The organism is Pseudophaeobacter sp. (genome assembly GCF_039971195.1).
Taxonomy (GTDB): Bacteria; Pseudomonadota; Alphaproteobacteria; order Rhodobacterales; family Rhodobacteraceae; genus Pseudophaeobacter.
On the sequence record NZ_JBDWPJ010000158.1, the window covers coordinates 1 to 8,887 of the forward strand.

Genomic DNA, 8,887 nt, shown 5'->3' on the forward strand with positions numbered 1-8,887 from the left:
CGTGAGGCGCCAGATCCTGATGCAGCGCCACCCCAGTTAGCACCCCGATCCGAGTCATGCCCGCAGCCGCCCCCGCTTCCAGATCATGCAGGCTATCGCCCACCATTGCAGTCCGCCCTGGTTCCACGCCGGTTGCAGCACAAAAGGCCAGCAAGGGATCCGCCGAAGGTTTTTCTCCGTGGCCGCTGTCAAACCCGGCCACAAAGGCAAACCGGTCCAGCACACCTGACCGCTCCAACTGGCTGACAGCAGAGATCTCGGCATCATTGGTCATCACGCCCAGCACCTTGCCACGGGCCAAAAGCCCATCGAGGAACTCGGCCAGAGGCACTGCTTCACTGAGGGCCGCGGTGGCGGCACTACGGGCGAGAAAACGCTCAAGCTCAGCCTCTGTCATCTGCGAAACATGGGGAGCCAAGACCGCGGCGACTTCACCATTGGTGCCGGCAATCACCAGGCTATCGGGATTGAACTCACCCTTTTGGCGATCAAAACTGATCGCTGTGGCCATGGCTTCGGCCCGTGCGTCATCGCCCTGCGACAGCTGCACCAGCATATCCTGCGCCCAGGTGTTCCAGGTCTCGCCAAAATCAAAAAGCGTTCCGTCTTTGTCAAAAAGAAGCGCGTCTACCGGCATTGCATGTCCTTGCATGTTCTGGTTCAGCGCGGACCGTAAGGTGAATTCAGACTGGCGCAAGCGCTTTCTGGCCAGCGCGGCGACTCAGGTCCAATGCACCTGTGCGCCACCGGGCAAAGCCATCCGCGCCAGCATCGGAGTCTCATAGGAAAATCCCGCCTGATCACAAAACTGCACCACCCAGGCATCGTCCATTGTTAAGAAATCGAGCAAAGAGCCCAAAAACTCGGGATCCCCGGCATTTTCCCGCAGGTCGCCCTCTGCAGCGCCCGTGGCGCCCATAAACACTGGTAACAACTCATCATTTGCCATCAACCAGGCAAGTGCCTTGAGGCCAATTACCTCGGCTTGATCAGCGGTAATCTGCATGGCGGACCCATTCCTGACATGTTGCGGACAAATTAGTAAAAACCCGAAACAGTTTCTTAACCTGTTTGGCAGAAACTTCCAGTGTAGCGAGCAAAAGGCTTGAAAGGCGACCCGCGTGCAAGGAACGATCCTAGTCATTGATGGCATTTCCACCAACCGCATCATGCTGAAGGTTCAGCTGACTGCGGCCTGCTACGGTGTGGAACAGGCTGACTGTGTGGCAGACGTTCTTGAAGCCGCCCGCCACTGCCGCCCGGATCTGGTGCTGACCGCCATGACCCTGCCTGACGGCACCGCTGCCGATGTCAAAGACGCGCTGCGTCAAGATGAACTGCTCGCCGATGTTCCCGTCATCGCCATCACCCAGTCCAACGCCCCCGAACGCCGCCTGAATGCGCTGTCAGCCGGGATCGACGATGTACTACCGCAGCCGGTGGACGATGTGATCCTGCAGGCCCGCATTCGCAGCTTGCTGCGGGCGCGCAGCGCCAACGAAGAATTGCATATGCAGCGCGATGCCTCCCATGGCTTTGTGCTGCCTCTCTCTGATCGTGCGGGCCATGAAGAGGCCAAGGGCGCCACCGTGGCACTGGTCGCTCAGGATCCAAAGACCGCCCAGGCCTGGGCCAAGCAGCTGGAAGACTACGTCCCCTATGAGCTGCGCTGCCACGATCTGGACGATATCAAACTGATGATGAGCGCCCCTGTGGCAGATGTCTTTGTCATCGAGCTGAACGAGATCTCTGCCGGTCCTGGTCTGCGCCTGCTGGCCGATCTGCGCGCCCGCGCTGCCACCCGTCAATCGGTGGTGATTGCCGTGCCAAACCCGGCGGATCCCATGATCTCGGCCGAGGCGCTGGATCGTGGTGCCCATGATGTGTTGCAGGCCGGGTTTGATGTGGATGAGCTCGCCCTGCGCCTGACCACCCAGCTGCAATATAAATCCCGCAACGACCGGCTGCGCGACAGCGTGCGCAATGGGCTGCGGGCCGCAGTACAAGACCCGATGACGGGGCTCTACAACCGTCGCTACGCCAAACCTTTTCTGGATCGCACTGCCAAACGCGCCGCCGAGACAGGTGACAGTTTTGCCCTGATGCTGGCCGACCTGGATCATTTCAAGCAGATCAATGACGAATACGGCCACCCCGCAGGCGACGCCGTTCTGGTCGAGGCCGCCCGCCGTCTACAGGCGCAGATGCGGCCAGTGGATCTGGTGGCCCGTGTGGGCGGCGAAGAATTCATGATCGTGCTGCCTGGTGCTGATGAGATTTCCGCCGGCATCGCAGCCGTGGAGCTGTGCAACGCCATCAACAGCGAGCCCTTTCAAGTGCCTGGCGTCAACACGCCAATTCAGGTGACCATCAGCATCGGCGCGGTCATTGGCCGCGACCCCAACTGCGGTAATGAACCGGGCGCCTGCCGCGGCCAGGACCGGGGCACGACCAGCGTGTCAGAGCTGATCTCAAACGCTGACCGGGCGCTTTATGATGCCAAGAATGCGGGCCGCAATCAGGTCACCCTGAGCAAAAACACCACCGCCGCCGCCTAAGCTACACCTCTTGGAACAGCAAAAGGGCGGCCCACATTTGGGCCGCCCCTTGCATTTCAGGTGACGATCAAAGCCCGCCTTTCTGTTGCGGCCTAGCGATCTTTTGCAGGCCCCCGGTGATGGCGCGGCCCATGGTCCAACCGCCTCTGCATCCGCTCTGCCAGTTCACGGCGCTCGTTCAGGCTCAGCCCTGCAAGACGCTGTTCCCAGGCGCGAGTGACTGAGAGCATAAAGCTGTTGGTTTCGACAACATGCGACTCCAGCACCGCTTTCACAGCAGGCAGGTCCAGGGTATCAGCCCCGACCAGAGCAATCACTTGTTCCATTTCCGCCCGGCGTCTCTCACGCGGGGTTCCGTCTTCACCAGCATGATCGTTCAACAATCTGCGCACTTCCTGGCGGCCGATATCCTTAAAGATAAAGCGCCCCAGCATAGGCGGCCCGTCTTTTTGGTGGCCACCGCCGTGGAACCGCCAAGCAGCCCCGGCTCCGATGCCGATCACCGCGAGGTTCAGAGCCAGCGACAGGACCAAAACAACCTTGAGCCAGGGACGCATGCCAGATCGCAAGCCCGTGTTTTGCTCATTGTTCATTCGAACACCTCATCACTCATCATCAGGCTCACATCATAGCCCTGGTTGCTTATCAGTTCCGACCCGCTGGAAAAGGCAGCATAGCTTGCCACCGGGTCCGGTAAAAACGAGGGCGGCGCCAGGCCGAGCCACAGCCCGGTCAGGCTGGCCGCTGCCAGCCCACCAAGCGAAGGCCAGCCGCCGACTGCAGCCGAAAATTGCCGCCACAGGCGCTGAGCGGCGCCTTGTTCACCACGGCTCGCCCCGGGTAGGCTTTGCAAAGCGGCCTGCCGATGCAGCTCTTGCACCTGGCTTGCATCTGCCAGAATAGCCGCCGTGAGGCTTGCAGGCATCTCAACTGGGGTATTTCGGGCCACAGCAAAGAGATCATCCAAGCCGCTCACGTCAGTCAGTCCATTCTCTTTGTCAGACATCGCTATACCCCAATTCATCTCGACGGTTGGCAAGGATCTTTGCCAGCGCCCGTTTACCGCGTGCTGTGAGGCTTTCGACAGCCTCAACGCTAATCTCCATAATTCCGGAAATCTCCGGGTTGGTCAGGTCTTCTATGTGGCGCAGAACCACCGCTTGGCGCTGCCGTTCGGGCAGCAGCATCAGCGCCTGCTGCAGGGCATCATGGCGGGCCGTGTCCTGCAGCTGTTCCGGTGCCGAGCGACCTGGGTCCGGCGGATCGGGAATGGCATCCAGATCCACATGGCCACCGCGCTGTCGACGCTTCAGGTCAATACAGAGGTTCATCACCACCCGGTAAAGCCAGGTTGAGACTTTTGCCTGACCCGGTTGCCAGTCCGGGGCCATCCGCCACAGCCGCATCATCGCCTCCTGCGTGATGTCCTCGGCGGCGGCACGATTGCCCAGCACCCGCATCGCCACGCCAAAGGCACGTGGTCCCAGCCGCTCCGTCAGTGCAGCAGCAGCGCGCGCATCGCCATTGGTAAACAAGACCAGCAAGGCATCATCGCTGACGCCAGATTCAGCCTTTCCTGGCTGCTGTGCATGAGCCTCGCTCACCCGACAGCGCTGCCAAGCTGGCAGCCCCTGTAGCGGGGGCTGCGCGGCAGATATGGGGTCTGAGTGAACCACCGGTTTCTAATCAGTTCTGCTCCGTCTGAGTGGCGCCGCCACAGTCTCTCCCCTGGCCACCCCGTCGTTTGCCACCGCGGTTTTCGCGGGCCTGGTCGAACTCTTCTTTGGAAATAGCGCCATTGCCGTCGCTATCCATACGCCCAAACATATCACCATGACGACCACGATTGGCCATTTCTTCGGCGCTCAGCATGCCATCACCGTCTTTATCCATCCGGTTGATCATTTTCTCAACCCGTTTGGCGGCGCGTTCCTGCATTTTGGCCAGCATCTCATCCGCCGAGATCATACCATCGCCATCTGTGTCAGTGGCGCTGAACCGGGCTGCTTTATGCGCTTCCATTTCGGCTTTGGAAATCTCCCCATTGCCATCGGTATCCAGCTCTTCGAACTGCATCTTTGGCCCATGACTGCCGCAGCCGGGCTTGGCCATGGCGGTTGTCGCGGCCAAGGCACCAGCGGTTGCAAGGATCACGGCGAGGATTTTGGTCTGTGTCATGTCTGCTCTCCTATGCGCTCCTAAGGGCAGCCCTTTGCTGCCGGAGACACAGACTAAACGGGGCACCCTCGAACTTCCGTCGTTGGATCGGCAAAAATACTATGGCCAGAATTGCGGGGCCAGAATTGCGGCATCGGGCCGCAGAGATTTCCTTTGGCTTTTCTTTACCTCATAGACAGAGGATGATTGCGCCAAAATCACAGGATGTCCAATGACCGAGACCTCGGCTTCTGCCAGCAGTGAATTGACAGGCTCCCCGACCTCAGAGAGCCGTCCAGAGCGCGCCACCTGGCCCGCCCTGGCCAAAGGCTGGCGGCGCAAATGCCCTGATTGCGGCCAGGGAGAAGCGCTGCATTCCTATCTCAAGGTCAATGAGACCTGCACGAACTGCGGCCTGAACCTGTCCCAGGCACGCGCCGATGATGGCCCCGCCTATCTGACCATTCTGATTGTCGGCCACATCATGGCGCCGCTGTTGCATGTGGTCTATTTCACCTGGCGGCCAGAACCTCTCGTAACGTTTTCTGTTTTCTCGATTGGCTGCATTGTCTCTTCTCTCTATCTTTTACCAAGACTAAAAGGAGTGGTGATCGCCTATCAATGGGCGCGCCGGATGCATGGCTTTGACACTAAGAGCTGACATCCCAAAGACAGAACATAAGGGAGAGGCCGGTCTATGAGCGACAGAGCAGTTCAGGGCGTAACATCCGAAGACCGCAGCGCTATCCGCAATGCAGCAACCATTATCGCCCTGCGCGACCGGATGAGCGATAACCCAAAGGTGTTGATGGGCCAACGCGGTGCCAAGGCCGCCTTTATGCCCAACAAATTTGTTTTCCCCGGCGGCGCTGTTGATCTGGCAGATGCCAAGGTACCGCTGGCTCAGCCCCTGCCCGAGGTCTGCCGGGTCCGGCTGGCGGATCAAGCCAGCGAGGGGCTCGATCACGCCCTGGCCATTGCTGCCATTCGCGAGCTGTGGGAAGAAACTGGTCTGATCCTCGGCCATCCCGGTGATTGGCTGGACGAGATCGCCGCCGATTGGCAGGGCTTTGCCGCCACTGGCCATCTGCCTTCTGCCCGCGCGCTGCAATTTGTCTTTCGCGCCCTGACGCCTCCGGGGCGCCCCCGTCGCTTTGATGCGCGGTTCTTCTTGATTGATGCCGATGAGATCAGTGGCGATCTGGATGATTTTTCGCAGGCATCGGATGAGCTCTCGCATCTGCAATGGATCCCGCTCAGCAAGGTGCGCAGCTTTGATCTGCCCTTTATCACCGAGGTGGTTCTGGCCGAAGTCACCGGCCGATTGAAAGACCGTGAGCCACCAACCAGCGTGCCCTATTTCTGCAACAACGACGAAGAAAGTCTGTTTTTGCGCCTGAAAGGCCACCCGATGCCCAGCTCTGACTGAGTTCTGGCAGGCCGGATAAATCTCAGCCCTACCTCAGATCGCCAACCCCAGCGCCAGGATCGACAAGATCAACAGGGCCATGCCGGCGATCTCGCGTCGGCTGATCTTTTCTTTGAAAAACAACAGCGACGCCAGAATGGACAAGAGCAGCTCCACCTGGCCCAAGGCCTTTACGTAGGCGGCGTTCTGCAAGGTGAAGGCCCAGAACCAGCAGAACGAGCCGCCCAGGCTGGTCAGCCCAACCCAGATCGCCACCCGCCGCGCCTGCCAGACGCGGGTGATCTCCCCCTTCTCCCGCAGGGCCAGCCAGATCACCATCAACAGAGTCTGCAAAGTGACCACCGAGGCCAGGGTCACAGCGGCGCGAAACATCGGTGCCAGATCGCCCAGTTGTAGTGAAGCGCCGCGATAGCTGACAGCAGAGAAGGCAAACAGGACCCCGGCGCCCAGCCCCAGTTTGGAGGCTTTGTTGGTGAGGTGCACCCACCAGGCGCCTGTAGCTTCGGGCGGTTTTGAGAGCACCAGCACCGCCCCCAGCCCCAACAGGATCGCCACCCAGCCCCAGGCGCTGATACCATCACCCAGAATGACCAGCCCGACGATGGCGGTCTGGATCACTTCGGTTTTCTTGAAGGTGATACCAACGGCAAAATTGCGCTGCTTGAACAGCGCCACCACGCAGATGGTTGCCAGGATCTGGGAGATGCTGCCGATCAGGGCAAAGACCCAGAACTGGGGCCCAAGAGAGGGCAGGCTCTGGCCGCTGGCATAGAGGTAGATCGCCAGCCCACTGAGAATGAAGGGGGCCGAATAGGCAAAACGGGCAAAGGTCGCGCCACCGGGCGAAAGAGTGACCGAGCTCAGTACCTTTTGCAGCATAAAGCGAAAGGTCTGGAAGGTGGCGGCGGCGATCGTGACAGGGATCCAGGTCAACATGGGCGCCTTTATGGCGGGCTAGTCTTTGGAAGACCAGAGCGGATGTGGCACCGGATCTTTGCTGCGCAGCAGGTAGCGCGCCATGACCTCTTTGTAGTTCGGATAGTGGTAGCCTTGATTGGCGCCGAGAAAACTGTCCCGGTTCTCCCGGTATAGCCGCGGCAGTGCATACCAGGGCACGCCGGGGTGCAGGTGATGCACGATGTGGAGGTTGTTGTTCAAAAACAGCCAGGCCAGCGGCCCGCTATCTTCGATCACCACGGTGCGGCTGTGGCAGTCCGAATGGGCGCGATGCTCTAAAAAGGTACGGATCTTCACCAAGCCCAGCCCCATGTAAGCCCCAAGCCCCAGCGCCCAGAGTGGCGCAGGCGTCACAGCCACAATCCCGAGTAAAAGAGTGACACCAATCCCGTGCAGCACCCAGTCCCGGGCCACGTTCCGATTACCCCTCCGCGCGGCACGCCAGTCCCCGGCCATAAAACAGATCTGCCCCAGCAATGGCCCCACCAAAACCCGCCCCAGCAGCGTGTTGTTCACTTGCAAAATCACCCGTCGCCAGCCCGGCATCTGCGCCCAGATGGCAGGGTCCTGAAAATTGGTCTCGGGGTCGTCATAGGGATCGGTCAACCGCTCATCCTGGTGATGCGCCAGATGCGTGTCGCGGAATCTGCCATAGGGGATGAACAGGGTCAGCGGCAGAAACAGCAGCGCTTCGTTCAGCAGGCGGTTGCGAAACGGATGGCCATGCAGCGCCTCGTGGGTCAGCGAAGAATGCAGTGCCGCCAGCACCCCAAGGCAAAACACCGTCAGGGCAAGGCTCACGCCCGGCATCCAAAACAACACCGCAAGCCAGAGCCCATAACAGCCCAGGATCAGCGCCAACGTGCCCCATTCCACCCGGCAGGGCAGCAGCTTGCTACAATCGACTTCTTGGCCCGGATTTGGCATTTGAGGGTTGGACATTTGGAAATCAGACATAGATCCGCCCCCAGTTGATCCGGGTCCAAATCCGCTCGTAAATCACATAGCAGCCAAACCCCAGCGCCGTGTTGATCAGTGCCATAGTGCCGCCAAGGCTGGCGGATCCGGTGGCCGCGATGCCTACCGAGACCATGGAGATGAACCCAATTGCGTTCCACACCAAAGCCTTAACAAGCGACCGCCTGCGCGTTTCCATCTGCTACTCCTATGATTGCCTCGCCCAAACAGTAGCCCCGCCCTTCTGAGTGCAGAATTCTGAATATGATTAACTTCTCCCACCAATGGTGATAATCTGAAACACATGCCTCATAGAATCGACAAACGCCTGCGTGCCGCACAGTTTCGCATCCGCCTGAACCGCGCTCTCAAAGACAGCGGCCTCAGCCAAAGCGCCCTGGCGCGGGGCACAGGCGTTGATCGCTCCACCATTTCGCAACTGTTAAAGGATGAAGGCGCCCGTCTGCCCAATGCCCATGTGGTGGGCGCCTGCGCCTCGGTGCTTGGGGTTTCGGCCGATTGGCTCCTGTCGCTCTCGGACCGGCCTGAAAGCGCGGCCGAGCTGACCGCCGCCAGCCTGTCGCTCTCTGAGGCGCCGCGCGCCCTGGTGGACCAGCAGATCTTTGACTGGCATGTCGAGGCAGCGGGCTACAAGATCCGCCATGTGCCGGCAGCCCTGCCCGATATGCTCAAGACCCGCGCCCTCTTGGAGTGGGAGTATTCCCCCCATCTGGGGCGCACCGCAGGGCAGGCCATTGGCGCCTCCGAGGATCGCCTGTCCTGGATGCGCCAATCGCAGTCGGATTATGAAATCGCCATGCCGATTTTT

13 protein-coding genes are annotated in these 8,887 nt (G+C 60.1%); 4 read left to right on the forward strand and 9 right to left on the reverse strand.

Going from position 1 to position 8,887, the window contains the following annotated elements; translation table 11 throughout:
• Both ABJP42_RS14170 and ABJP42_RS14175 read right to left on the reverse strand, forming a co-directional pair.
• The coding region (locus tag ABJP42_RS14170) for an HAD family hydrolase (RefSeq protein WP_348341459.1) at window positions 1-637 on the reverse strand (637 nt) is incomplete at its 3' end.
• Between the two features lie 84 nt (window positions 638-721).
• Complete coding sequence (locus tag ABJP42_RS14175) at window positions 722-1,006, reverse strand: DUF3572 domain-containing protein (RefSeq protein ID WP_348341437.1); 285 nt, start codon at window positions 1,004-1,006, stop codon at window positions 722-724.
• A 115-nt stretch (window positions 1,007-1,121) separates the two neighbouring features.
• On the opposite strand from ABJP42_RS14175, the gene ABJP42_RS14180 reads away from it, so the two are divergent.
• A complete protein-coding gene (locus ABJP42_RS14180) occupies window positions 1,122-2,558 on the forward strand; it encodes a diguanylate cyclase (RefSeq protein WP_348341439.1) in 1,437 nt (478 codons plus the stop codon).
• 92 nt (window positions 2,559-2,650) lie between these two features.
• Here ABJP42_RS14180 and ABJP42_RS14185 read toward each other — a convergent pair whose 3' ends face one another.
• From ABJP42_RS14185 to ABJP42_RS14200, 4 genes are all read right to left on the reverse strand, one after another.
• Window positions 2,651-3,151, reverse strand: a complete 501-nt coding sequence (locus ABJP42_RS14185; RefSeq protein WP_348341441.1) for a periplasmic heavy metal sensor — start codon at window positions 3,149-3,151, stop codon at window positions 2,651-2,653.
• On the reverse strand, window positions 3,148-3,564 hold the full coding sequence (locus ABJP42_RS14190; RefSeq protein WP_348341443.1) for a hypothetical protein: 417 nt from the start codon (window positions 3,562-3,564) through the stop codon (window positions 3,148-3,150). The genes ABJP42_RS14185 and ABJP42_RS14190 overlap by 4 nt, the downstream gene beginning before the upstream one ends.
• Window positions 3,557-4,162: an RNA polymerase sigma factor gene (locus ABJP42_RS14195; protein ID WP_348341445.1), complete on the reverse strand. Its 606-nt coding sequence runs from the start codon at window positions 4,160-4,162 to the stop codon at window positions 3,557-3,559. The genes ABJP42_RS14190 and ABJP42_RS14195 overlap by 8 nt, the downstream gene beginning before the upstream one ends.
• A gap of 82 nt (window positions 4,163-4,244) precedes the next feature.
• The gene (locus ABJP42_RS14200) at window positions 4,245-4,736 is read right to left on the reverse strand and encodes an EF-hand domain-containing protein (protein WP_348341447.1); all 492 of its coding nucleotides are present in this window, start codon (window positions 4,734-4,736) and stop codon (window positions 4,245-4,247) included.
• A gap of 211 nt (window positions 4,737-4,947) precedes the next feature.
• Between ABJP42_RS14200 and ABJP42_RS14205 the strand changes: the two genes are divergently transcribed.
• Together ABJP42_RS14205 and ABJP42_RS14210 are read left to right on the forward strand one after the other, a co-directional pair.
• Window positions 4,948-5,376, forward strand: coding sequence for a DUF983 domain-containing protein (locus ABJP42_RS14205; RefSeq protein ID WP_348341449.1), 429 nt, complete (start codon window positions 4,948-4,950; stop codon window positions 5,374-5,376).
• A gap of 36 nt (window positions 5,377-5,412) precedes the next feature.
• Complete coding sequence (locus tag ABJP42_RS14210) at window positions 5,413-6,144, forward strand: NUDIX hydrolase (protein ID WP_348341451.1); 732 nt, start codon at window positions 5,413-5,415, stop codon at window positions 6,142-6,144.
• Between the two features lie 33 nt (window positions 6,145-6,177).
• On the opposite strand, the gene ABJP42_RS14215 is transcribed toward ABJP42_RS14210, so the two are convergent.
• The 3 genes from ABJP42_RS14215 to ABJP42_RS14225 are packed head-to-tail and all read right to left on the reverse strand — an operon-like array spanning window position 6,178 to window position 8,257.
• Entirely contained in the window at window positions 6,178-7,080 is a 903-nt protein-coding gene (locus ABJP42_RS14215) for an EamA family transporter (RefSeq protein ID WP_348341453.1), read from the reverse strand.
• Between the two features lie 18 nt (window positions 7,081-7,098).
• Window positions 7,099-8,028, reverse strand: coding sequence for a fatty acid desaturase (locus tag ABJP42_RS14220; protein ID WP_348341461.1), 930 nt, complete (start codon window positions 8,026-8,028; stop codon window positions 7,099-7,101).
• A gap of 22 nt (window positions 8,029-8,050) precedes the next feature.
• A complete protein-coding gene (locus tag ABJP42_RS14225; RefSeq protein ID WP_348341455.1) occupies window positions 8,051-8,257 on the reverse strand; it encodes a DUF2061 domain-containing protein in 207 nt (68 codons plus the stop codon).
• 105 nt (window positions 8,258-8,362) lie between these two features.
• Here ABJP42_RS14225 and ABJP42_RS14230 point away from each other — a divergent pair.
• Window positions 8,363-8,887: helix-turn-helix domain-containing protein (locus tag ABJP42_RS14230; RefSeq protein WP_348341457.1), on the forward strand; the 525-nt coding region annotated here is incomplete at its 3' end.